The organism is Rhodoferax lithotrophicus (assembly GCF_019973615.1).
Taxonomy (GTDB): domain Bacteria; phylum Pseudomonadota; class Gammaproteobacteria; order Burkholderiales; family Burkholderiaceae_C; genus Rhodoferax; species Rhodoferax lithotrophicus.
In genome coordinates, this window is sequence record NZ_AP024238.1 from 3,218,405 (window position 1) to 3,242,069 (window position 23,665).

Sequence of the window (23,665 nt, forward strand, 5' to 3'; positions counted from 1 at the left end):
GCGCAGTTGCCCTGCCACGGGTTTCAGGCATGGCTTTTGCATCGTGAGGCTTATGGAACTTACCCCTAGAGAAAAAGACAAGCTGCTGATCTTCACCGCTGGCCTGCTGGCCGAGCGACGCAAAGCCCGTGGCTTGAAACTCAACTACCCCGAGGCGGTTGCCTTGATCAGTGCCGCGGTCATGGAAGGTGCACGCGATGGTCAAAGTGTGGCTGAGCTGATGAGCTTTGGCCGCACCCTGCTGACCCGCGCCGATGTCATGGACGGCATTGCAGAGATGATTCCCGACATTCAGGTTGAAGCCACCTTCCCAGACGGCACCAAATTGGTTACCGTACACCAGCCGATTGTGTAATGCTGTTTGCCTCGCGCATCCACCCAGTGGACTGCCACGGCAAGCTATTGAAAGTTGATGAAAAGGAGTCCTCAATCATGCGTCAAAGTCTTTTGAAAACTATATTTTTTATAGCTGCTTGCGCTTTACCAGCATGGTCTTCAGCCCATACTGGCGTAGATAGTCAAGTGCACCCCAGTTTTTTTACCGGGTTCACCCATCCGCTGTTGGGCCTGGATCACATGGCTGCCATGGTGGCGGTGGGCTTGTGGAGTGCGCTGAGCGCTCGCCGGGCTGGTATTGAACTGTTGTGGGGACCTTTGGGCTTTGCCAACCTGCTTTTGGTGGGTGCCATGCTCGGCATGAACGGGCTGGAGTTGCCTGTCGTCGAGCCGATGATTGCAGCATCCCTGCTGGTGCTGGGCCTGCTGGTGGTGTCGCGTCTGCAACTGCCTGCCTTGAAGGCGGCCCTGCTGGTGGGGGTGTTTGCCATCTTTCACGGACTGGCGCATGGACTTGAATTGGCCCACAGCCCGAACGCCTTTCAAACGCTGGCAGGTATGTTGACGGCCACGGTATTGCTGCACCTGGCCGGACTGGGCATGGGCTGGGCTTTGCGAACTGCCAATGTCTGGCTGGTTCGTTTGGTTGGTGCGCTGGTAGCGGTGTTTGGCAGCGTCCTGCTCCTGCAATAAGCTTGAACCTCACAAAGGCATGCCCATGATTCCAGGCGAATTTTTCACCGATGGCCCCGAGCATGTGCTCAACCCCGGCCGCCGTACCCACACCCTGGTGGTGGTGAACGCATCCGACCGCCCCATCCAGGTGGGTTCGCATTACCACTTTGCCGAAACCAACGGCGCATTGGGTTTTGACCGTGCGGCGGCACAAGGCATGCGCCTGAACATTCCTTCTGGCTCAGCGGTGCGCTTTGAGCCAGGACAGCAGCGCACAGTGGAGCTGGTGGACTACGCCGGGGATCGCATCGTTTATGGCTTTCGTGGTCTCACGCAAGGCGCTCTGTAGAAAGAACCAACATGGCCACGATTGGACGACGTGCTTATGCCGAAATATTTGGCCCCACCGTGGGCGACCGGGTGCGCCTGGCCGATACCAACCTCATCATCGAGGTGGAAGCCGACCTGACGCTGGGCGCAGGCGGCTATGGCGAAGAAGTGAAATTTGGCGGTGGCAAAACCATCCGTGACGGCATGGCTCAAAGCCAGCGCAGCCGGGCTGAAGGTGCGGTGGACACCGTCATGACCAATGCCCTGATCATCGACCACTGGGGCATCATCAAAGCCGACATTGGCCTCAAAGACAGCCGCATCGTTGCCATTGGCAAAGCGGGCAACCCCGACACCCAGCCGGGTGTGAACATCATCATTGGCCCTGGCACGGAAATCATCAGCTGCGAAGGCAGCATCGTCACTGCAGGCGGGTTTGACAGCCACATTCACTTCATTTGCCCACAACTGATTGAAGAAGCTTTAAGCAGCGGCATTACCACCATGACCGGCGGTGGCACTGGCCCGGCCACCGGCACCTTCGCCACCACCTGCACACCGGGGCCGTGGCACATGGAGCGCATGCTGCAGGCGGCAGACGGTTTTGCCATGAATTTGGGCTATTTGGGCAAAGGCAATGCCAGCCTGCCCCAAGCCCTGCATGAACAGATTGAAGCCGGAGCCATTGGCCTGAAGCTGCACGAAGACTGGGGCACTACGCCAGCGGCCATTGACAACTGCCTGAGCGTCGCCGAACTCACCGATACCCAAGTGGCCATCCACACCGACACGCTCAACGAATCCGGCTTTGTGGAAGACTCCCTGGCCGCGTTCAAAGGCCGCAGCATCCACACCTTCCACACCGAAGGTGCTGGCGGTGGCCATGCGCCGGACATCATGAAACTGGTGGGTGAACCCAACGTATTACCCTCCTCCACCAACCCCACGCGCCCCTACACCGTCAACACGCTGGACGAACATGTGGACATGCTGATGGTCTGCCATCACCTCGATGCAGGCATTGCCGAAGACCTGGCCTTTGCCGAAAGCCGCATTCGCAAGGAAACCATTGCCGCCGAAGACATCCTGCACGATCTGGGGGCCATCAGCATCATGAGCAGCGACAGCCAGGCCATGGGCCGAGTTGGTGAAGTGATCATCCGCACATGGCAAACCGCGCACAAAATGAAGGCACAACGTGGTTGGTTGCCCCCGCCTGCCGAGCGCCGTGAGCCCGTGGAACAACTGCAGCGCAATGACAACTACCGGGTAAAACGCTACATTGCCAAATACACCATCAACCCCGCGCTGACCCACGGCATGGCACATGAAGTGGGTAGCCTGGAGGTCGGCAAATGGGCCGATCTGGTGGTCTGGAAACCAGCCTTTTTTGGCATCAAACCCGCGCTGATTCTGAAAGGTGGCTTCATTGCCATGGCGGCCATGGGGGACCCCAATGCCAGTATTCCCACCCCCCAGCCAGTGCATTACCGCCCCATGTTTGGCAGTTTTGGTGGCGCACTGGCACGCGGCTCAATCACCTTTATCTCCCAGGCAGGTGAAAACTCGGGCATCAAAGAGCGTTTTGGGCTGAATAAACATGTGAGCGCCGTGCGCAATATCCGCGGTATACGCAAGGTGGACATGATCCACAACGCCTATCTGCCCAAGATGGAGATTGACGCACAGACCTACAGCGTGCGTGCCGACGGCCAGTTGCTTACCTGCGAGCCAGCGGTGAGCTTACCGATGGCACAGCGCTACTTTTTGTTTTGAGCCCTGCGTCGCTTAACGGGCTTGTACATGCTGCCGAATCCACTGGGCAAAGGCCGCTTCTTCGATCTCGCCTGCGGCAACAGCGAGCATGGTCATCACACAATCAACATCGTTGGCCAACAGGTCAAATCCATTCAGTGCCAAAAACAGTTCCATTGCCACAAAGGCGGTGCGCTTGTTGCCGTCAATAAAAGGATGGTTACGTGAGATGCCGTAGCCATAAGCCGCTGCCAAGTCAGCCACATCCGGTGTGCCGTAACAGACAAGCTGCTCGGGGCGGACCAGTGCCGATCCCGGCAAATTGGCATCGCGCAAGCCTGTGCCCCCGCCGTGTTCAGCCAATTGCTCTTCATGCACCGCATGAATCAACGCCGGGTCAAGCCACACCCAGGTTGGGCGCTCGGCGCTCATTTGGCCAACTCGCGCAAAACCTCACGGCGCTTTTTCATGATGCGGCGGGCCTCTGTCATTTGCATGTCGAACGTAGGGTCATAAGGCGTGAGCATGATGCCATTGGCGGCATCGCTCAGAAACAGGGTGTCGCCCTTTTCCAGGTTAAGGCGCGCCAGCACCTCTTTGGGCAAGATCACGCCGACCGAGTTGCCGATTTGGGTGAGTTTGAGTGCTGACATGGCCTGATCCTTGACTGTTATAACGATTGTTATATTATCAATCTTTCCATTGACACGCCCTCTCTTTCACAGAGTCCATCACCCATGTTGCAGATCTCCAAACTCATTCCCCAAGGCAAAGGCCTGGCTTCGGTGTTGCTCAAACGTGCCAGCACGGTGGAGCTGGACTGGGATGTGCGCCAGAAAAGCCGGTTCGATGCCACCGACTCCAGCAGCCGCCAGCTCGGTATTTTTCTGCCGCGCGGCACGGTCGCGCGCGGCGGGGATGTGCTGGTGGCGCACGATGGCTCGCTGATCAAGGTATGGGCGGCACCACAAGCCGTGTTAAAAATCACCCACTGCCCGGAGCATGGCACGCCGTTTGACCTAATCCGCGCCGCCTACCACCTGGGCAACCGGCATGTGCCGATTGAACTCAAGCCCGATCACCTGAAGATCGAGCCTGACCACGTGCTGGCCGACATGCTGCGTGCCATGCACCTGATCGTGAACGAGGTCACCGAGCCGTTTGAACCGGAAAACGGGGCCTATGCCACCGGAGGACACTTTGGCGGACACCACCATGGTCATGAGCATGACCATGACCACAAACACAACTCCAGGCCAGCGACCAGCCCAACACCCCCCGCGCCCCACGTACATGGCCCCGGCTGCAACCACGACCACGACCACGGTCATTAAAGCGCCAAGCCATGCTTGACTCCAGCCTGCTTCAGCTCATGTGGCTGGCCTCCCCGGCCCTGCCAATTGGTGGTTTTTCATACTCAGAATGCCTTGAAGCCGCCGTTGAATCTGCACGAATAGCTACAGAAAAAGAAGCATCCGACTGGCTGCTGGATCAGCTTGAAATCAGCCTGGCGCGTTCTGATCTGGCGCTGGTGGCGCAAGCCATTGCCGCCTGGCAGGCGGCCGACACCCCCCGCATTCAGACACTCAACACCTGGGTGTTGCAAACCCGGGAAAGCAGTGAATTGCGTGCACAAACCGAGCAAATGGGCCGCAGCCTGCTGGAATGGCTGCGCAACCACACCACGGCAACCCCTGCACAAATCAGCCTATTGGCGAACATGCAAGCCACCTACCCCATGGCCTTTGCCCTGGCGGCCGCCTGCACCCAGGCACCGTTACGCGACTGTCTGCTGACCTACGCCTTTGGCTGGGCCGAAAACATGGTGCAAGCCGCCATCAAGTCGGTGCCGCTAGGCCAAAGTGCCGGTCAGCGGATTTTGTCGGCCCTTGCCGCCCAGATTCCGGCGGCGGTTGAACATGCGCTCACGCTGCAAGATGATCAGCGCCAAGCCTTTTCCCCCATGCTGGCGATCCTGAGCGCCCAGCATGAAGTGCAATATTCACGCCTTTTCAGGTCCTAGCCCTTATTCATAAAGCGCTAATAGCTCTTTATTTAATAGCATTTAAATCATGAACACGCCCTTGCACCACATCCCCAACCGCACCAAACCCCTGCCTCCCTTGCGCGTGGGCATTGGCGGCCCGGTCGGCTCCGGCAAAACCACACTGCTGGAGATGCTGTGCAAAGCCATGCGTGAGCAGTACGACCTGGTGGCCATCACCAACGACATCTACACCAAGGAAGACCAGCGCCTGCTGACCGTCAGCGGCGCACTGCCTGCCGAGCGCATCATGGGGGTGGAGACCGGCGGCTGCCCACACACCGCCATCCGTGAAGACTGCTCGATCAATCTGGAGGCCATCGACCGCATGCTGGTGGACTTTCCCAACGCCGACATCGTGTTTGTGGAAAGTGGTGGCGACAACCTGGCCGCCACCTTCAGCCCCGAGCTGTCTGACCTGACGATTTACGTGATCGACGTAGCCGCAGGCGAAAAAATCCCGCGCAAGGGTGGCCCCGGCATCACCAAAAGCGACCTGTTTGTCATCAACAAGACCGACCTGGCCCCGCATGTGGGTGCCAACCTGGAGGTGATGCGTGCCGACACTGAACGTATGCGCACCACCGCCAAGGGGCTCAAGCCATTTGTCATGACCAACCTCAAAACCCTGCAAGGGCTCGAAGAGGTGATTTCCTTTATCAAGCATCGGGGCATGCTGGACTGACAAGCGACCCCTCCACTGAAGCCGGTGTGTAATCGGCGTATGAGATTTTTCTTTTCTGTGATGTGCCTCTGGGCCGCGCTGCTGGCCCACGCCCAAACCACCCCATCGCCCGCGACCACGCCGCCCGAGGCCAGCCAGCCAGCCACCCGGCACTGGATCAACGTGCCACGCATCCAAGGCAAGCTGATGGCAGCGGACATGGGTCTGGTGATCAACACCGCCGACCCCTACTCGGTGGCCGTGGGTGCGTATTACCAGCAAAAACGCCACATTCCACCCGAGCAGGTGTTGCGGCTGGAGCTGCCGGTACGCAACAGTTTGAGCGAGGCCGAGTTTGAGCAGCTCGACACCCGTATTCGGGCGCACATGGGGCCGCAGGTACAAGCTCTGGCCCTGGCCTGGACGCAGCCTTTTGCCGTGGAATGCAACGGCATCACCGCAGCGGTCACGCTGGGGTTTGAGCCATGTGCGCCAACCCAAAACACGTGTGATCTCCATAAAGCCTCGCGCTACTTCAATGCAGCCCCCGCCAAACCCTTCACAGAGCTGGGCCTGCGCCCGTCGATGCTGCTGGCCTCACGCAGCATCCACAGTGCCAAGGCCATGATAGACCGGGGGGTGGCCTCGGATGGTCTGCTGGGCAAACTCGGTGGGCCAACGGCCAGCGCCGTGTTTGTCAGCACCACAGACACCCACCGCAACGTCCGTGCGGCCCTGTTCCCACCGGCGGGCATGGTGCGCGGCAAAGCGCTGCAGGTGCTGCTGCGCGAGGGTGCCGACACCAGCCCTTTGAGTGGTGTGGTGCTGTTCCAGACCGGTGTGGTCAGCCTAGGGGAGATCAACCGCCAGCAATGGCTGCCGGGTGCGCTGGCCGATCACCTGACCTCGTTTGGCGGGCAGCTCATGGACGGTCATGGCCAGATGAGTGTGCTGGATTGGCTGGAATCCGGTGCCACGGCCAGCTACGGCACCGTCAGCGAGCCGTGTAATCACTTGCAAAAATTTCCACACCCTCAAGTGCTGCTGCTGAATTACCTGCAGGGTGCCACTGCGCTGGAAGCTTATTGGCGCAGCGTGGCCTGGCCCGCACAAGGTGTGTTTGTGGGTGAACCACTGGCGGCTCCTTTTTAAACCATGGCAGCCCCATCACCTCCATCCCGCACCCACCAGCCACCCCCCAGCCTGCTGGAACTGATGCGCAGCAGCCCGGCCAGGTCACCTGTGACCCATGGCCTGCTGCTGATCAATGTACTGGTGTTTGTGCTGATGCTGGGCTGGGGAGCCGGGGTGTGGCACACCAACAGCAGCGTGCAACTGGCCTGGGGGGCCAATTTTGGGCCAGCCACCCAGGACGGCCAGTGGTGGCGGCTGTTCACCGCCATGTTCATCCATTTCGGTGTGTTGCATCTGGGTATGAACATGTGGGCATTGCGCGATGTGGGTCGTCTGGTGGAGCGCTTGTACGGCCCCTGGCGATTTGCCACGGTGTACCTCATCAGCGGCGTGCTGGGTAACCTGACCTCGCTGGCCATACAGGGCAGCAAGTCGGTATCAGCCGGTGCATCGGGGGCGATTTTTGGTCTGTATGGCGCCTTGCTGGTGTTTTTATGGCGCGAACGCCGTCAGCTGGATCGCTCTGAATTCAAGCTGCTATTTGGCATTGCCAGCATCTTTACCGTCCTCATGCTGGGCATGGGCTGGGTGATGACGGGCATTGACAACGCCGCGCACGCCGGGGGACTGATCGCGGGTGCGCTGTTGGCCGCCGGATTGGCCAAACCCTGGACAGCCGCCAGCCCGCCGCACCGGTGGGGGCCCCTGCTGGCGTTGGTCTGCCTGATGGCAAGCACAGGCTGGCTGATCTGGAACCTCGCCCCGCCCAGTTACCTTTTGCACGACGAGCTGAAGGTGCGTGATGCGATTCAGCATTTCAATCAGGCCAACCAGCGTATTGGCCGCCAGTGGGATGACATGATGGCCAGAGCCCCGCGTGAGGGGCTGAGCTTTGACCAACTCGCGGGGCAAATCGACACCACCGTCACTGCGGGTTATGAGCACAGTTTTGAACAATTGATGGCGGCCACGCCCAGCACTCCCGTGCCTTCGGCCAGCACTTTGAACCAGTTGCAGGCCTTTGCACTGCAGCGGGCACAGGCCTCGCGAGACTTGGCCGACGGGCTGCGCAGTCAAAATCCAGAAAAAATCCGTCAAGCCATCCGTCAGGCACAGGCTCCGATGCGGGTGGCCTCACAGCCCAGTCGCAAGGGCATGGCAGAGTCACCTCGACCCTGATACCCATCAGATTCCCGTACCCGAGCTCACCCAGCGGAGGCATCCAGGTCAACCGTTCTTTCGCCCAAAATGAATCAAGCAATCAAACCATTGAATGGAACGATTTTTCAAGCAGTTTTGAGCCAAGAAGCTTAAGAAACAAGCGTGAATAGCTATCAATTTTCAAGTATCCTGGCCAACTTGGTAGCCGCATCGCGCAAAGCCGCCGTGTCATACCCGGCATAGCCAAACAGCCAGCCGCGGCGCTTGGATTCAATGCAATAACGCGACAGTGGGGCCAGCAAAATGCCCGCCGCCTGGGCGCGCGCAGACAAGCTCTGGTCATCCGCGCCAGCCGGTAATTCATGCAGCAGGTGCAGGCCTTGCTCGCTGGCTTGCAATACCAGTTTCCCCCGACTGGCCTGGGCCAAAGCCTCGATCAAAACCTGCTGGCGCTGCGGATACAGCTCGCGCATGCGGCGCAGATGGCGCAGCAAATGCCCCTCGGTGATGAAGCGCGCCAGCACCTCCTGGGTGTCGCCCGGCGCGTGGCGGTCGCTCAGGGCGCGGGCCATGGCAAAGGCGCTGGTCAAGGCTAGGGGCAGCACGATGAAACCCAGGCGCAGACCGGGGTGCAGAGTCTTGGAAAAGGTGCCCACGTACAACACCCGCTCAGCGTGTGGCAGGCTGCACAGCACAGGCAAGCGGTGTGGGCCGTACTGGAACTCGCCGTCGTAGTCGTCCTCCACCACCCAGCCCTGTTGGGCGTTGGCCCAGTCCAGCAGGGCCAGGCGGCGTTTCAGGCTCATGCGCACACCGGTGGGAAACTGCGAGGTGGGTGTCACCACCGCCAGCCGGGCGGCGGGCCAGCGCGTGGCGGCTTGTTCCACGACAAAGCCCTCGTCATCCACTGGCACCGGGCGCACAGTGACCCCGTGACCGGCCAGACTGGCACGGATGCCCGGGTAGCCGGGGTCTTCCACCAGCGCCTCGTCGCCCACATCCAGCAACAGACGGCCGATCAGGTCAATGGCCTGCTGCGACCCCGAGCACACCAGCACCTGCGCCGCCTCGCAGCGGATGCCGCGTGAGGCCCACAGCCACTGGGCAATCGCCTCACGCAAGGCGGGTGCACCGGCTGGATCCAGGTATTGCGCTTGGGCCATACGCTGAGCTTTGCTGACTTGGCGTGCCAGCCGATCCCACACCCCAAACGGAAACGTGACAACTTCAGGCGCGCCAATACGAAACGGTACGGCGGCCTGCAAGGGCGGGTTCCAGCGCAACACGGTATCGGCGATCAACTGCCCGCGCTGCGACAGGCTGGCGCTGATCGGGGGATGCAGCGCCGCGCGTGCCGGGCGCTGGGGTGACGGCTGACGTGCACTCGGGTGCAAAGCCCCCAGATCGTCGGCCATATAGCTGCCGTCGCCCACACGGGCCAGCACATAACCTTCGGATTGCAGGCGCTCCATGGCCCACAACACGCTGTTGCGCGACACACCCAGCGTGCGGGCCTGCTCGCGTGAGGCTGGCAAGCGTGTGCCGGGTTTGAAGGTGCCTTGCTCCATGGCACGGCGCAACTCCAGGTAAACCCGCTGGCGCACGGTCTCGCCACGTGCCTTGGGGGCAATGGCTCTTTGAATCATGTTGAATTGGCCCTTCAAAAATTATTTGAAGTTTATAAACTGAAGAACCATTTTATAAACCCGCATTCAACACGAAAGAGCTCACCATGGCCCAGCACACCAGCACCGTTGTCTGGCAGCGCGACAACGCCGCCTTCACCGACCACCGCTACAGCCGCAGCCACACGTGGCAGTTTGACGGTGGGGCGGTGGTCAGCGCATCGTCCTCGCCCCACGTGGTGCCCTTGCCGTTTTCCGACCCGGCGGGCATCGACCCCGAAGAGGCGTTTGTGGCATCGCTGTCAAGTTGTCACATGCTGTGGTTTCTGGACATCGCCGCCCGCGCCGGCTGGGTGGTGGAGAGTTACCGCGACGAGGCGGTGGGCCTGATGGCGCGCAACGAGCAAGGCCAGCAAGCCATGACCCGCGTGACGCTGCACCCGGCGGTGCGGTTTGCCGGGCACCAACCCACGCTGCAAGAGTTGCAAGACTTGCACCACCGCGCCCATGCCTCGTGTTTTATCGCCAACTCGGTCAAGACCGAGGTGCTGTGCGAACCCATGCTTGCAACGGAGCCCCAGCCATGACCTACCTGCCCCCGCACTTTGCCGAGCTTGACGCCGCCACACTGCACGCCTTGGTACGCGCCCACCCGCTGGCCACTTGGGTGGTGCAGCACCAGGGCGAGCTGCTGGTCAACCACATCCCCTTGCTGCTGGATGAGCAGCAGGGCGAGCACGGCACGCTGCTGGGCCATGTGGCGCGCGCCAACCCGGTGTGGCAGGCGCTGGCTTCTGGCGCCACGTCGGTGGCGGTATTCACCGGGCCACAGGCCTATGTGTCGCCCAACTGGTACCCCAGCAAGCACGCCCATGGCAAGGCCGTGCCGACCTGGAACTACGCCACGGTGCATGCCCACGGTGTGCCGCAAGCGATTGACGACCCGGCGCGGGTGCTGGACATCGTGACCCGCCTGACGCAAGTGCATGAAGCCAGCCAAGCCCTGCCCTGGCAGGTGGCGGACGCGCCCGCCGACTACATCGCCAGCCTGCTGAAAGCCATCGTCGCCATCGAGATTCCGGTGCAGCGCTGGGTCGGCAAATGGAAAGTCAGCCAGAACCGCCCCGCTGCCGACCAGCAAGGCGTTGCCGCCGGGCTGCGGGGCCAAGGCTCTGAGCTGGCAGGTCAAATGGCAAGCTTGGTACAACAAAGGATCCTCTCATGAGCAGCCCCGAACTCGACTCACGCATCACCATTGATGCCTTGCGCCCCGAAGACTACCCGGAGTGGCTGCGCCTGGCACAGGGCTACAAGACCTTTTATGAAACCGAATTGCCCGAGTCGGACTACCAGCACACTTGGCAACGCCTTCTGCAAGCGCAAACCGTCCACGGCCTGGCGGCGCGGGTGGAGGACCAACTGGTGGGCATCACGCACTACCTGTTTCACGCCAGCAACTGGTCGGCCGATGTCTGCTATCTGCAAGACCTGTTTGTGGATGAGTCCGCCCGTGGCCAAGGCGTGGCACGCGCCTTGATCGAACAAGTGGCACAGCTCGCCCGGGAACACGGCGCACCCCGGCTGTATTGGTTGACCCACCACACCAACGCCCGTGCCCGCATCCTCTATGACCACCTGGCCACCCACCAGGGCTTCATCCGCTACGAATACCCAATGGGTTGATGTTCATATGACAAATTGGCCTGTAGCGCTTATCCATCAAGCGCAAGCAGCTATTTTGTCTATAGCAATCTAAAGCGTACTTCAGCGACGGATCACCACCGGAAAAGGCGCATGGGCATCAGCCTGGCTGCGCCAAAAGCGCTTCTGCCGCGCTGCAAATGGCACCAGGGGTGGTGAACCAGATGTCATCCCGCGAGCGGGCCAGGTGCTGCAAGGCCCGGCGCAAATGCTTGAGCCGGTAGGGCTGACCCATGATGTAAGGGTGCAGCGCGATGCCCATCACCAGCGACTGCGGGTGTCTGGGGTGCCGGGTTTGCGCCAGCATCTCGTCAAACTGGTCCATGATCATCTGGGCAAAGTCACGGGCATCCATGTGGCGGCCCATGATCATCGGAATGTCATTGAGCTCCTGCGGGTAGGGAATCGACCACAGCCTGGCCCCTGAACGGGTGCGCACCTGAACCGGCTGGTCGTCATGGCACCAGTTCAGCGTGTACTGGTAACCGGCCTCGGCCAGCAGGTCAGGGGTAAGCGGGCTTTCGGAAATCCAGGGTGACAGCCAGCCGAGCGGTGCAGTGCCCGATTCCCGCGCCATGCGCTCACGGCAATCGGCCAGCAATTGCGCCTCGGCCGCCTCGTCCATGCTGCCTTGGCGTTCGGCATTGGTGTGGCCATGGCCAATGAGTTCATCGCCACGTGCCACGCAGGCCGCCACCACTTCCGGGCAATGGTCGTACAGCGCGGTGTTGATGAGCACCCCGGCGGGCAGTTGCAAATCTTCCAACAACTCCAGACAGCGCCAGACCCCGACGCGGTTGCCGTATTCGCGCCACATGTAGTTCAGCACATCGGGCTGTGGTGAAGCCGGTGCCAGGCAAGCCCCCAGGCCTTCACCAAACGCAAAGTGCTCCACGTTGAAACCCAGGTACACCGCCAGCCGCCGCCCGCCGGGCCAAGTGAAGTCCGGCCGCTGGGTAATGGCCTGGTAGGCAAAGCGCTGATGGCTGGCAACGGCGGGGCGGTTTTGGGTAGGGTTCATATCAAGGCTTAGGCGTGTGATCAAGTGCTTGATCTGTCTGCAAAAAACAGGCCAAGTTGCCACGGATGGAACGAGCGCCGAGTGGTCAACGCGGTGCCAGGCATCCCCTGTTGGGCCTTGTGCTTTAAGGGAATGTGTTCAAGGCGTGCGGCCAACGCGGTGGTGTGGGCATCCGTGGGGTCGTGGCAGCTGTGCGTTTGTGCGTTGGTCAGCGATGCAGCAACGCGGAGCTTTGCGCTCCCCCACCCTGCCCTGTTGGCCGTGACCTGGCTGGGCTTGACTTTAAAGACGCTGCCAAATACGGCTGAGGATGAGTGTGATCAAGCAAATGGAGGGACTCATCATCACGTTTCGTGAGGAACGATGTTCCACAACAATTTCTTTGGACTGTGACAAGACTTCGACTTTCCCATAAGAAGCCTTTACCCGCTTTGGAGCGAATTCTGAGCTCGCAAGGCAGTAAGTCCGGTTTAGAGATTTGCGATCAGCCTGCTCCATTGCAGCCGCTGAAAACCAGGGTTCGCCCTGCGGCTTTGTGACGACCATTCCGTCAAAGTGGGCATCCGTAGTCGACCAGTTCCCGGCATTGACCAATGAGAGGTAACGGAAAACCAGTCCAACATCAACAGACTTTGACTCGTTCGACGAAAGCGAGTGAAGTCGAGAACTGGCTACACAAAAATGAAAATTTCTGGATGAATTGAAAGTTCAAATTCATCGACAGTCTCTCCGTGGCTGACGCTTCAGTCACTTCTTATCAATCTAGGAGATTAGCGATGACCAAAACCACTTCACAACCCAAACATGCTATTCGCTCCAGCGATGTAGCCCGTATCCAAGGCGCTGTTGCCAAGCCACTTGGCGGGCAGATTCCCAAAGGCAATTATGTTGGCCGCTTGCAGCGTGTAGTCGCTGGGCAGACTACACCCAAAAAGACCAAGTAAGTAAAACCAATCAACCTCAGGAGCACATGATGTCAAAGCAATCAGATGATGACAACCACAGCAACCAAATGAATCCGAATCACGATGAGTATTGGCACTCTCGCGGGGAAGACGAGAGGCCAGAAGACTGGAACGATCGAAATGAATCAGATGAAACTGATTGATTAAGCAACCATACGGGCCATTCCACGTCAACCGATGAAGACGGGATAACCAAATTGCGCCGATGGCATTCCCATCGGCGTTTGTAGTCGTCCTCGCTGAGAAGCGTGAACGACTTCAATTTGTTTTCGTTTGTATTAACGATCAACATTTCTTGAAGGGTGATTGCCATCACAGCCAGTGGAGTTGGACAACGTAGGCCACTTTTGGACTTGTCGCGGGCAGAGGATAAATGTTGGCACATAACCTCCCAGTAGGTGGTGTACGTGCTTAGGCTGAGTTTTCGTGTACCGTCAAAATAGTTACCTACATGCGTATCGGAAAGCTGAAGCGCTTTACCCAGCTCACTGCGCCCAACCGCTGCCGACGGCCAACGCTTACGGTAGTGCCTATGCGCCACAGCATAAGAGAGTTCCAGTAGCCGTCGTACAGGGCGATGAATCATATTTTTTGATGGAATGGGTCCCAATTGAATATCCCAATTTTCATTAATACGTGGTGCTATCCAAAGGAAAAACGGCACAGGGTTCGTTGCTTGAAAGTATTGGTTCCCCCATTCAGCATCGAGACTCGTGTAGATGTCCAGCAGAATGGATTCAAGTTGGCTCATCAGAATCGCGCCGATCTCGTCCCAGTTTGATATGGCCGCCCACTTAGGGTCGCCTGAAAGACGCTTTGTGTCTGATTCGGCAGTATCAATCAGGATTGTCCGATTGATACTGCCATGATGCGTACAGACATCACACTTGAATCGTTCGATGTCATCTTGATTGCAGGCGTCGATTAAAGACTGAAAAAGCTCATCGGCTTTGAGTGCCAAAGCAATCGTCAGTGGAAGGTACATGAGATCGGGGATTTCCATGCTTTTAATCCACGAAGCCCAGGAGCCAACTTTGCCGTCAAGTTTTTTCGGTACGGCCGCCATTTGCGCTGAGAGGTCTTCTGTTGTCCAGCCTCTTTTTTTGCCTTGTTCATAGGCCCACGCTGTGACATTTTCCTGAACTCGCTTGAGGGTGGAAGGGCGGATTTTGTCGATATTTCCTTGCGCAATACGGCCGACTGAAAGTCCAGTAATCTCAGTAAAAAATGGACGCCAAGTTTTTCCCTGAATTAGCCCAAGATTAGCCAATGGAAATATCGTCAAGGCTTCTAGTTTTTGCCTGACAGTATCACGGCCTGTTGGTTTTTGAGTCGTCAAATTAAAACTCCCTCAGACATAAATTGGCTTGTCGGAACCTTGTTGCAAGAGCATAAAGCAAATGGAGTTTTACCGAAAGGCGGCCGACTTTCCAAGCGCTTCGGTGTACCCGCGTGGGCATTTGCACGTCCCCACAGCGCTCCGTTGGCCGTAGCCTGGTAGGGCTTGGCTTTAAAGACGCGGCCAGATACGGCTGTTGGTTCCCCAGAACGATCCATATTTTCTCAATGAAATTGGCCTCTAGCGCTTTATCTGCTTGCGTAAGAAGCTATTTATTTCATAGTTGTGTAGTTTTCCCCATTCACGCCCAATTAACTCCCCACTCACGCCCCACCCAGCCCATTCCGTCCCTACCGCGCACCAAATTTGGTGTCACTCGACACTTTGAGCACCGTTTGCGTGCAACTTTGTATGCAATTTTCAAAATAAAGTGTATGCAATCCTGGCACAAGTTTTGCAAACAGGCTAGGCATGAACGCACAAACACCTGCACCCCAGCCCTACGCAGTTGAACTGGTGGCCCTGACCAAAAGTTATGGCCCTGGCAAGCCTGCCGTGGACAGTATCAACCTGCGCATTGCCAGTGGCAGCTATTGCTGTCTGCTGGGCCCGTCGGGCTGCGGCAAGAGCACCACGCTGCGCATGATTGCCGGACACGAGTCGGTGTCGACGGGCGACATCCTGCTGGAAAACCGCAACATCACCAACCTGCCCGCCGCCGCACGTGGCACGGCCATGATGTTCCAGAGCTTTGCGCTGTTTCCGCACCTGACGGCTTTGGACAACGTGGCCTTCAGCCTGAAGATGAAAGGTGTCGACAAAACCACCCGTCAGAAGCAAGCAGCTGACTTATTGGAGCGTGTCGCCATGGGTCACCTGGCGCAGCGCAAACCGGCTGAGCTCTCTGGCGGGCAACAGCAGCGCGTGGCGTTGGCCCGCGCTTTGATCACCCAGCCACGGGTGTTGCTCTTGGACGAACCACTCTCGGCGCTGGACCCGTTTTTGCGCATTCAGATGCGTGCCGAGTTGCGCCGCTGGCAAAAAGAGCTGGGGCTGACCTTCATCCACGTCACCCACTCACAGGAAGAAGCCATGGCCCTGGCCGACACCATGGTGGTGATGAACCACGGCGTGATCGAGCAGATGGGCAGCCCGCATGAGATTTACAACCGCCCGGTGAGCGAGTTTGTGGCGCGCTTCATGGGTGGCCACAACGTGCTGAACACAGCCAGCGGCAAGATCAGCGTGCGCACCGACCACATGCAGCTGGCCCCGGATGAGTCTGGCCTGGCCGACAGTGCTGGCAACCGGCGCGCCGTCATCACCGACATTGAATACCAGGGCACCTACGTGCTGGTGGGCTTACAAAACCCGGGCGAAAGGGTTTCCGCCAGTGCCACTGCGGAGCTGTCGGTGATGGTGCCCGAAGCCCGCTTTGCGCAAGCGCCTTATGCACTGGGCCAGAGCGTGCAGCTGATCTGGTCACCCGAGGCCGCGCATGCGCTGGCCGCGTGAGCCATGAACCCCCAACAAATTTCCCCAACCACTTCGCAAGAAGATTTCACCAGCCCTCCAGGAGTTATTAGCCATGACTGACTTTTCCAAAAAAATCACTGACATCGCCAGCGGCATTGCCGACGGCGCGCTCAACGCTTCAGTGCCTCGGCGCAGCCTGCTCAAAGGCACGGCCGGCATTCTGGCTGCCGGTGTGTTCCCGGCCGTGCATTCGGCCGAACCCATCGTGTTGCGTTACCTGGGCACAGCGGTGAACCAGGACAAAGCCATTGGTGAAAAATTTGAGAAAGACACCGGCATCAAGATCCAGTACGTGGCCGTGACCACCGACGACGTGACCAAACGCGCCGTGACCGCCCCCAACAGCTTTGACCTGATTGATACCGAATACTTCTCGCTGAAGAAGATCGTGCCGACCGGCAACCTCAAAGGCATTGACACCAAACGCATCAAAAATGCCGACAAGATCACCAGCCTGTTCACCACCGGCAAAGTCGCTGGCAAGCTGGTGGGTGACCAGGGCACAGCACCCAAGAAGGTGATCTACCTCGAAGGTGAAAAGAGCAAGGTGTTTGCCAAAGCGCCGACCCAGTTCATGAGCCTGATTCCAACCACCTACAACGCCGACACGCTGGGCATTCGCCCCGACTTGATCAAGCGCCCGATTGACTCCTGGGCCGAGTTGCTCAACCCCGAGTTCAAGGGCAAGGCCGCCATTTTGAACATTCCGTCGATTGGCATCATGGACGCGGCGATGGTGGTGGAAGCCATGGGCCTCTACAAGTACCCCGACAAGGGCAACATGACCAAGAAGGAAATTGACCTGACCATCAAGACCCTGATCGAGGCCAAAAAGGCTGGCCAGTTCCGCAGCCTGTGGAAAGACTTCAACGAGTCGGTGAACCTGATGGCCTCGGGTGAAGTGGTGATCCAGTCGATGTGGAGCCCCGCCGTGACCGCGGTGCGCACCAAGGGCATTGCCTGTAACTTCCAGCCCCTGAAGGAAGGCTACCGCGCCTGGGCCGCCGGGTTTGGCCTGCCCGCCACCTTGTCGGGCCGCAAGCTGGATGGCGCTTATGAGTTCATCAACTGGTTCCTGGACGGCTGGGCAGGTGCTTACCTGAACCGCCAGGGTTATTACAGCGCCGTGCTGGACACCGCCAAGTCCAAGATGGAAGCCTACGAGTGGGCTTACTGGATGGAAGGCAAAGCTGCCACGCAAGACATCAAGAGCCCCAACGGCGACGTGCTGGCCAAAGCCGGTGCAGTGCGCGACGGCGGCAGCTACGAAGCCCGCATGGGCGGCATTGCCTGCTGGAATGCGGTGATGGACGAGAACAACTACATGGTCCAGAAATGGAACGAATTTGTAGCTGCTTGATAAGAAATTGGCCTCTAGCGCCCATTAAATAAGCGCTAGTTGCTATCTATTTTGTATAAAAGAGAAACACCATGAACACCAGCGTGGCTCCAACCCTTTCGGCTGTCACACCTGAACCAGGCCGCAGCATGGCGGCCTGGTGGCAGGCAACACCACTCACACTGGTGTTTGTGGTGTTCTTTTTGATCCCACTGGCGCTCATTCTGATGGTGAGTTTCTGGGACTTCAATGAATACGCCTTGTTGCCCGACTTCACGTTCAAAAACTATATCTCGGTGTTTGACGGTTGCGGCAACACGACGGACATGTGCGTCACCTTCAAGACCTACCTGTCCACCTTCAAATTCAGTTTTCTGGTCTGGCTGATCACGCTGGTGATTGGCTTTACCGTGTCATATTTTTTGGCGTTTTACGTACGCTCCAGCGGCGTGCAGACGCTGCTGTTTGTGCTGTGCACGATTCCGTTCTGGACCAGCAACGTGATCCGCATGATCTCGTGGATGCCGCTCTTGGGGCGCAACGGGCTGGTGAACCAGACGCTGGTCGGCATGGGCCTGGTGAACACACCCATTGAGTGGCTGCTTTTTTCCGATTTCTCGGTGGTGCTGGCCTTTGTGCACCTCTACACCATGTTCATGATCGTGCCGATTTTCAACAGCATGATGCGTATTGACCGCAGCCTGATCGAGGCTGCCAACGACAGTGGAGCCTCGGCCTGGCAAACGCTGTGGAATGTGATCGTGCCACTCTCACGCACCGGCATCATCATCGGATCGATCTTTGTCATCACCATCGTCATGGGCGACTTTGTGACGATTGGGGTCATGGGCGGCCAGCAGATTGCCTCGGTGGGCAAGATCATTCAGGTGCAAACCTCGTACCTGCAGTTTCCGCTGGCGGCGGCCAATGCGGTGATTTTGCTGTCGCTCGTCCTCATGATCATCTGGGCGCTGACACGGCTGGTTGATATTCGCAAGGAGCTCTGACCATGAACAACAACCGTACCGCTGGCTTCTGGTTTTTGGCGCTCTTTTTCGTCGCCTTTGTGCTGTTCCTCTACGGCCCAATGCTGGTCATTGTGGTGCTGAGTTTTCAGGGGCCTGAAGGGGGTTTGACCTTTCCGCTGCGTGGCCTGTCGCTGCACTGGTTTGTCAAATTGGCCGAAGGGCTGGGCGTGGTGGACATTGGCGCGGCGCTCAAACGATCGCTGGGTTTGGGGGCGGCGGTGATGGCGTTCACCGTGTTGTTTTCGGTGCTGGCGGGCCTGGCGTTTCGCAAAAAACTGGCAGGTGGCAACGCCTTGTTTTATGTGGTGGTGGCGAGTTTGATCATGCCGTCGATCATTGTCTCGCTGGGTATTGGGCTGGAGTTTCGGCTGCTGGACAACGGCATCAAGTGGGTACTGGAGGCCTTGGGCTTCACCACCACCCTGGAAGAGTACGGCACCTCGCTGGGGCTGTTCACCTCCGCTCTGGGGGCACACCTGACCTGGACGCTGCCGTTTGGCCTGCTGATCATGTTTGCGGTGTTCAACCGCTTCAACCCGGCGTATGAAGAGGCCGCACGTGACCTGGGGGCCACGCCCTGGCAGGGTTTCCGGCATGTGGTGCTGCCACTGATTGCGCCCTCGGTGGTGGGCATTGGCATGTTTGGCTTTACCCTGAGCTGGGACGAAATTGCCCGCACCTCACAAGCCATTGGTGATGTCAACACCTTGCCGCTGGAGTTGCAGGGCCTGACCACCACCGTCACCACGCCGTCGATCTACGCGCTGGGAACCGTCACCACGCTGATATCCTTGGTCGTGATGGCCGTGGCGGTGGGATTGGCCTGGGGCTTGAGCCGAAAACAAAAAAAGGGACACCATGAGTGAGACAACAGCGTCAACGCCTGCGTTGACGGACAACGAGATGTATGAGCGGGTGATTTCAGCCATTCTGGAGCACAAATTACCCCCCGGCACCAAGCTGGTGGAGGACAAGCTGGCCACGGCGTTTGGTGTGTCACGCACCCGTATCCGCCCGGTGCTGGTGCGCCTGGCCAATGAGCAGGTGGTCACCCTCACGCCCAACCGTGGGGCCACCATTGCCCAGCCCACCGAGCAAGAGGCGCGCGAGGTGTTTGAAGTGCGCCGCCTGATTGAGCCCTCGCTGGTGGAGCTGTTCATTGCCAAAGCCAGTGCGGCCGACATGCAGCAGCTCAAACAATGTATTGACGACGAGGAAGCCGCCCGCCAGGCCGGTGACATGCGCCGCGCCATTCGGCTCTCCGGCGAGTTCCACGGGCTGATTGCCGAAGGCGCCAAACACCAGACGCTGGCGCGCATTCTGCGTGAATTGACCTCGCGCACCTCGCTGATCCTGATGACTTACAGCGCCGCCCATGAGTACGAACGAGAGGATGCCACCTCGTGCGGCTGCCGCGAGCACCGCGCCTTGCTGGATGCGATTCGCCTGCGTGACCCGCGCGAAGCGGCCGTGCGCATGCGTGACCACCTGACTCGGCTAGAGGCGCAGCTGCAATTTAATGTGGCGGAAGATGCCGCGCCCGACTTGAACGCCTTGTTTGGAACGGGGGTATGAATTCATGCGCAAACTACTGGTTATCAACCCCAATACCTCGACCCATGTGACGGATTTGTTGATGCAACATGTGCAGGCCGCCGTAGGCTCACACGTGGCGGTGCGTTCTGTCACGGCCCGCTTTGGTGCACCTTATATTGCCGATGAAGCCTGCTACGCGATTGCCGCCCATGCCACGCTGGATGCTTGGGCCGCCGCACTGGCCGGCCCACAGACTGCACCGGACGCGGTGTTGATCGGTTGTTTTGGCGACCCCGGCCTGATGGCTCTGCGCGAGAGCAGCCCGGTGCCGGTCACCGGCTTGGCCGAGGCGGCTTTTATTGAGGCCGCACGCCATGGCCGCTTTGCCATCGTGACCGGTGGTGAACGCTGGGCCCCGATTTTGCAAAGGCTGGCGCAGTCGCTCGGGCATGCCACCGCCTTGGCGGGGATTCACACCGTGGCCCCCACCGGCGCACAACTGGCCGCCGACCCGGTGGCGGCGCGCCAACTGCTGACACAGGCCTGCCTGGACGCGGTGCGCCAGCTGGGTGTGCAAACCGTGATTCTGGGTGGAGCCGGGCTGGCTGGCATGGCGGCGGGCATTCAGCCCTATGTCAATGTGCCGATCATCGACAGCGTGGTGGCCGGTGCCCACTGGGCGCTGCGCAGCAATGCCTTGCCGCCGCAGCGCAACAGCCCGGGCTTTGACATGCCGTGGGTCAACTTGTCGGCGGAATTGACAGCGCTGGGGGTGTGCTAAATCACCTGAATGTCATGACCATCGCGTTCGAAGCGATGATCTTTTGGCAAGGCAGCCTGTTCAGGCTATTGCACGTGTATAAACCGGCGTATAGGCATGCTTCTGAATATCTTTCAGCGTCGGTGAATGCCCGGCCCACAACACCAGCACCATCCCTGGCAAGTCCAGCGAACGCTCCAGGCTGCGGCACAAGTGGTAGCGGTCTTCATCTTCCATGCCAGGCAGGTCGAGAAACAACAGGTAGCAGCGCCGGTAAGCAAATTCCTTGAGTGTTTTGCTCACCAGCCAGGCACGCCACACCGGTTTGCAGCGGGTCAGGCCGGCCAGCAACTCACCCAGCTCAAACTCATTGAGGTCATGGCGGGTGATGGCGTGGAAAAACGGCGTGTCGGTGATTTCTGCCATGGCCCGGGCCTCGGCTTCATCGGCTTGTTTGAGCCGTGCACGCCATAACTTGAGTTCGGCATCCAACGGTTCACCGGCAGCCACCCGTTTCTCAAATGTCTGCACCGCCATGTGGCAAGCCCACCAGCGGTACGCCTGGCTGTGCTCGAACAACTGCCCCAGGCAGTCCAGACGCAACAGATGGTTATCACCAGCCTCCAGACACTGCACCAGACCGCGCAGGCCCGCCGCATGACCGGGTGTGCGTTGGAGGGCTTGTTCATAACAGGTGCGGGCCTGATTCTGCGCGCCCAGTCGCCGGTGCAAATCGCCCAGCTCGACCATTTCATTGGCATTGTTACGCGCCAGGCTGGTCGTCAAGAGGGCCACACGTGTGCGTACCCGGTTCAGGTAATTGTGGTGCAAGCGCCAGTCGGTGGTGTTGTTGCGGCACCATTGTTGGTCAAAATGGGTAAGCCAATGGCTGGCTCGGGCACCCAGCAAATCGAGTGCCGGTTGGGTTGACCAAGCTGGCAAGCCTGCCTTGACATGAAGTGCCTCCAGCCGGTCGCGCAACACCGGGTGGGTGTCGTCCACGTCACTGATCTGTTGAAGCGTTTGGCGCAGTGCGTCGCGCGCAAAGTCACTGTCGGGCGGCAGGCTCAGCAGTTTGCGCATGGCCGTAAAAGGCCCAAGTGCTTGTGTGTTGTCAGCGGCAGCCGCCCAGTGCAAGGGCCAGAACTTGCTGGCCATCCAGTCCCCTTTGATGGCGATTTCGGTCAGTGCGGCACCGGCCACCTCAGGCCCCAGCAGCTTACCTGCAATGCGGTCAGCCTCGTACTCGTCCTGCCGGGCCAACGCAAAGGTGCGGGCCAGAAAGCGCGGGAAATACCAACGCAAAAACGCCTGGGTGGCCACCGCCGCCAAACCACCATCATGGCGCATGCTGTGCTCCAGCTTCATCCAGCTCAGGCGGGTACGGTAAATCCAGGCGGCAAACTGGCCATGTTCACCACGCAAGTGACCGTATTCGTGGGCCATCACCGCCAGAAAACGCGGCCGATCCACCGCCAGCAACAGCGGCAAGCCAATGGTCAGGTGGTTGACCGCGCCGCCGAACAGCCCCCAGCGCGGCTGCTGGCTGATGCTGGCGTTGAAATTGCCATCCAGCCGCACATGGTGAATCGGTGGCCCCTTGATCTTCTTGCGAATACGCTCCAGCGCCTCAAACAACACGGGCGCATCGGCCGCTGTCAGGGTCTCGCCCTCGGGGGCTTCCATGGGACACCAGAGTGATCGCAGGCTACTCCAAAACAGTCCGACTGCGGCCAATAGCAGCCACACATACCCGGCTCTGAAGTGCCCCTGGACGATGGCCTGACCAACGACCACCAACAAGCTCAGTGCCAGAACAAAACAGCCCACCACCCACAAATAACCCAGTGTGGCAAACATCGCCACATGCCGCCGGTAAGCCCGGCTGTCTTCGGCACTGGCATGCTCGCTTAAACGCACCAAATGAATGAAATCCGCTCTTTCCATACAAGGCTCCTGAATAGCCACGATCTTAGCCAAGCAAAAAACCACGCCATCCACTCGTATGATCACGCAGATGTCTTTGATGCAATCCTCTGAAAATTCCCGCGCACCCCTCTTGCAACTGCATGAGGTGGGTTTTCAATACCCACAACGCTGCTTGTTTGCCGGACTCTCGGCCCACATCGCGAGTGGGCTGGTGCTGGTGCGCGGGGGTGACGGCAGTGGCAAGACCACCCTGTTGCGCTTGCTGGCGGGTGAGCTGCCGCTACAAACCGGGCAAGTGCGTCTCAACGGTCTGTGTGTGGCCACCCAAACTTTGCTGTACCGCCAGCATGTTTACTGGACAGAACCACACACCGCTGACCACGATCAGATCACCGCCCTGCAGTATTTTGCGCAACTACGCCAGCGTTACCCCGGGTTTGCGGCTGCTGATGCGCCCCATCTGCATACATTGATCAGCGGCTTGTCACTTGAGCCACACATCCACAAACCGCTGTACATGTTGTCCACCGGCTCCAAACGCAAGGTCTGGCTGGCGGGGGCGTTGGCGGCAGGTGCTGCATTGACCCTACTGGATGTTCCTTTTGCCGCCCTGGACAAACCTTCCATTGGGTTTGTGATGCAACAGCTCTGCGCCGCTGCCAGCAACCCAGCACAGGTCTGGGTGCTGGCCGCTTATGAGGAGCCGGGCAACGTGCCACTGGCACATGTGATCAATCTGGGGGATTGAGAGGCACTGCGCTCTGCTCGGCACCCGCGTTGAGGAACA

The 23,665-nt window shown here is 59.2% G+C and carries 26 protein-coding genes; 20 read left to right on the plus strand and 6 right to left on the minus strand.

Annotation, left to right across the window (positions count from 1 at the left end):
* Positions 1-52: 52 nt before the first annotated feature.
* The 4 genes from ureA (at position 53) to ureC (ending at position 3,117) form a co-directional block, all read left to right on the plus strand.
* Complete coding sequence (ureA, locus tag LDN84_RS14825; RefSeq protein WP_223904209.1) at positions 53-355, plus strand: urease subunit gamma; 303 nt, start codon at positions 53-55, stop codon at positions 353-355.
* Between the two features lie 77 nt (positions 356-432).
* Positions 433-1,029, plus strand: coding sequence for a HupE/UreJ family protein (locus LDN84_RS14830; RefSeq protein WP_223904210.1), 597 nt, complete (start codon positions 433-435; stop codon positions 1,027-1,029).
* Positions 1,030-1,054: 25 nt separating this feature from the next.
* Positions 1,055-1,360 carry an urease subunit beta gene (locus LDN84_RS14835; RefSeq protein ID WP_223904211.1) on the plus strand — a complete coding sequence of 102 codons (306 nt, stop codon included), beginning with the start codon at positions 1,055-1,057 and terminating at the stop codon, positions 1,358-1,360.
* Positions 1,361-1,371: 11 nt separating this feature from the next.
* The gene (ureC, locus tag LDN84_RS14840; RefSeq protein WP_223904212.1) at positions 1,372-3,117 is read left to right on the plus strand and encodes an urease subunit alpha; all 1,746 of its coding nucleotides are present in this window, start codon (positions 1,372-1,374) and stop codon (positions 3,115-3,117) included.
* Positions 3,118-3,129: 12 nt separating this feature from the next.
* On the opposite strand, the gene LDN84_RS14845 is transcribed toward ureC, so the two are convergent.
* Positions 3,130-3,528, minus strand: a complete 399-nt coding sequence (locus LDN84_RS14845) for a type II toxin-antitoxin system death-on-curing family toxin (RefSeq protein ID WP_223904213.1) — start codon at positions 3,526-3,528, stop codon at positions 3,130-3,132.
* The gene (locus LDN84_RS14850) at positions 3,525-3,749 is read right to left on the minus strand and encodes an AbrB/MazE/SpoVT family DNA-binding domain-containing protein (RefSeq protein WP_223904214.1); all 225 of its coding nucleotides are present in this window, start codon (positions 3,747-3,749) and stop codon (positions 3,525-3,527) included. Before LDN84_RS14850 ends, LDN84_RS14845 begins: the two co-directional genes overlap by 4 nt.
* An 84-nt stretch (positions 3,750-3,833) precedes the next feature.
* Here LDN84_RS14850 and ureE point away from each other — a divergent pair, with 84 nt between their 5' ends.
* From ureE to LDN84_RS14875, 5 genes are read left to right on the plus strand one after another with little or no spacing between them, the layout of a single operon-like run.
* Positions 3,834-4,430: an urease accessory protein UreE gene (gene ureE, locus LDN84_RS14855; RefSeq protein ID WP_223904215.1), complete on the plus strand. Its 597-nt coding sequence runs from the start codon at positions 3,834-3,836 to the stop codon at positions 4,428-4,430.
* Between the two features lie 11 nt (positions 4,431-4,441).
* On the plus strand, positions 4,442-5,119 hold the full coding sequence (locus LDN84_RS14860; protein WP_223904216.1) for an urease accessory protein UreF: 678 nt from the start codon (positions 4,442-4,444) through the stop codon (positions 5,117-5,119).
* A 49-nt stretch (positions 5,120-5,168) separates the two neighbouring features.
* A complete protein-coding gene (ureG, locus tag LDN84_RS14865) occupies positions 5,169-5,825 on the plus strand; it encodes an urease accessory protein UreG (RefSeq protein ID WP_223904217.1) in 657 nt (218 codons plus the stop codon).
* A 60-nt stretch (positions 5,826-5,885) separates the two neighbouring features.
* Entirely contained in the window at positions 5,886-6,956 is a 1,071-nt protein-coding gene (locus LDN84_RS14870; protein ID WP_223904218.1) for a TIGR03790 family protein, read from the plus strand.
* A gap of 3 nt (positions 6,957-6,959) precedes the next feature.
* Positions 6,960-8,117 (plus strand): rhomboid family intramembrane serine protease, encoded by a 1,158-nt coding sequence (locus LDN84_RS14875; protein ID WP_223904219.1) that lies wholly within the window; start codon positions 6,960-6,962, stop codon positions 8,115-8,117.
* A 155-nt stretch (positions 8,118-8,272) separates the two neighbouring features.
* On the opposite strand, the gene pdxR is transcribed toward LDN84_RS14875, so the two are convergent.
* Positions 8,273-9,745 carry a MocR-like pyridoxine biosynthesis transcription factor PdxR gene (gene pdxR, locus LDN84_RS14880; protein WP_223904220.1) on the minus strand — a complete coding sequence of 491 codons (1,473 nt, stop codon included), beginning with the start codon at positions 9,743-9,745 and terminating at the stop codon, positions 8,273-8,275.
* 86 nt (positions 9,746-9,831) lie between these two features.
* On the opposite strand from pdxR, the gene LDN84_RS14885 reads away from it, so the two are divergent.
* The 3 genes from LDN84_RS14885 to LDN84_RS14895 are packed head-to-tail and all read left to right on the plus strand — an operon-like array spanning position 9,832 to position 11,407.
* The gene (locus LDN84_RS14885) at positions 9,832-10,311 is read left to right on the plus strand and encodes an OsmC family protein (protein ID WP_223904221.1); all 480 of its coding nucleotides are present in this window, start codon (positions 9,832-9,834) and stop codon (positions 10,309-10,311) included.
* Positions 10,308-10,949 (plus strand): FMN-binding negative transcriptional regulator, encoded by a 642-nt coding sequence (locus tag LDN84_RS14890; protein WP_223904222.1) that lies wholly within the window; start codon positions 10,308-10,310, stop codon positions 10,947-10,949. Before LDN84_RS14885 ends, LDN84_RS14890 begins: the two co-directional genes overlap by 4 nt.
* Positions 10,946-11,407 carry a GNAT family N-acetyltransferase gene (locus LDN84_RS14895; protein WP_223904223.1) on the plus strand — a complete coding sequence of 154 codons (462 nt, stop codon included), beginning with the start codon at positions 10,946-10,948 and terminating at the stop codon, positions 11,405-11,407. Before LDN84_RS14890 ends, LDN84_RS14895 begins: the two co-directional genes overlap by 4 nt.
* Before the next feature lie 118 nt (positions 11,408-11,525).
* Here the strand turns inward: LDN84_RS14895 and LDN84_RS14900 are convergent, their stop codons facing one another.
* A complete protein-coding gene (locus LDN84_RS14900; protein WP_223904224.1) occupies positions 11,526-12,446 on the minus strand; it encodes a polysaccharide deacetylase family protein in 921 nt (306 codons plus the stop codon).
* A gap of 776 nt (positions 12,447-13,222) precedes the next feature.
* Between LDN84_RS14900 and LDN84_RS14905 the strand changes: the two genes are divergently transcribed.
* Positions 13,223-13,390, plus strand: coding sequence for a hypothetical protein (locus tag LDN84_RS14905; protein ID WP_223904225.1), 168 nt, complete (start codon positions 13,223-13,225; stop codon positions 13,388-13,390).
* A 79-nt stretch (positions 13,391-13,469) separates the two neighbouring features.
* On the opposite strand, the gene LDN84_RS14910 is transcribed toward LDN84_RS14905, so the two are convergent.
* Positions 13,470-14,750: a hypothetical protein gene (locus tag LDN84_RS14910; protein ID WP_223904226.1), complete on the minus strand. Its 1,281-nt coding sequence runs from the start codon at positions 14,748-14,750 to the stop codon at positions 13,470-13,472.
* A gap of 471 nt (positions 14,751-15,221) precedes the next feature.
* Here LDN84_RS14910 and LDN84_RS14915 point away from each other — a divergent pair, with 471 nt between their 5' ends.
* From LDN84_RS14915 to LDN84_RS14940, 6 genes are all read left to right on the plus strand, one after another.
* Positions 15,222-16,265 (plus strand): ABC transporter ATP-binding protein, encoded by a 1,044-nt coding sequence (locus LDN84_RS14915; RefSeq protein WP_223904227.1) that lies wholly within the window; start codon positions 15,222-15,224, stop codon positions 16,263-16,265.
* A 73-nt stretch (positions 16,266-16,338) separates the two neighbouring features.
* Positions 16,339-17,646, plus strand: a complete 1,308-nt coding sequence (locus LDN84_RS14920; protein ID WP_223904228.1) for an ABC transporter substrate-binding protein — start codon at positions 16,339-16,341, stop codon at positions 17,644-17,646.
* 71 nt (positions 17,647-17,717) lie between these two features.
* Positions 17,718-18,632, plus strand: a complete 915-nt coding sequence (locus tag LDN84_RS14925; RefSeq protein ID WP_223904229.1) for an ABC transporter permease — start codon at positions 17,718-17,720, stop codon at positions 18,630-18,632.
* Positions 18,633-18,634: 2 nt separating this feature from the next.
* On the plus strand, positions 18,635-19,519 hold the full coding sequence (locus tag LDN84_RS14930; protein WP_223904230.1) for an ABC transporter permease: 885 nt from the start codon (positions 18,635-18,637) through the stop codon (positions 19,517-19,519).
* Positions 19,512-20,228, plus strand: a complete 717-nt coding sequence (locus tag LDN84_RS14935; protein ID WP_223904231.1) for a GntR family transcriptional regulator — start codon at positions 19,512-19,514, stop codon at positions 20,226-20,228. Before LDN84_RS14930 ends, LDN84_RS14935 begins: the two co-directional genes overlap by 8 nt.
* A 4-nt stretch (positions 20,229-20,232) precedes the next feature.
* Positions 20,233-20,970 (plus strand): aspartate/glutamate racemase family protein, encoded by a 738-nt coding sequence (locus tag LDN84_RS14940; RefSeq protein WP_223904232.1) that lies wholly within the window; start codon positions 20,233-20,235, stop codon positions 20,968-20,970.
* 60 nt (positions 20,971-21,030) lie between these two features.
* On the opposite strand, the gene LDN84_RS14945 is transcribed toward LDN84_RS14940, so the two are convergent.
* Positions 21,031-22,896 carry a M48 family metallopeptidase gene (locus tag LDN84_RS14945; protein ID WP_223904233.1) on the minus strand — a complete coding sequence of 622 codons (1,866 nt, stop codon included), beginning with the start codon at positions 22,894-22,896 and terminating at the stop codon, positions 21,031-21,033.
* Positions 22,897-22,975: 79 nt separating this feature from the next.
* Here LDN84_RS14945 and LDN84_RS14950 point away from each other — a divergent pair, with 79 nt between their 5' ends.
* Positions 22,976-23,626, plus strand: coding sequence for an ABC transporter ATP-binding protein (locus tag LDN84_RS14950; RefSeq protein WP_223904234.1), 651 nt, complete (start codon positions 22,976-22,978; stop codon positions 23,624-23,626).
* The last annotated feature ends 39 nt before the right edge of the window (positions 23,627-23,665 follow it).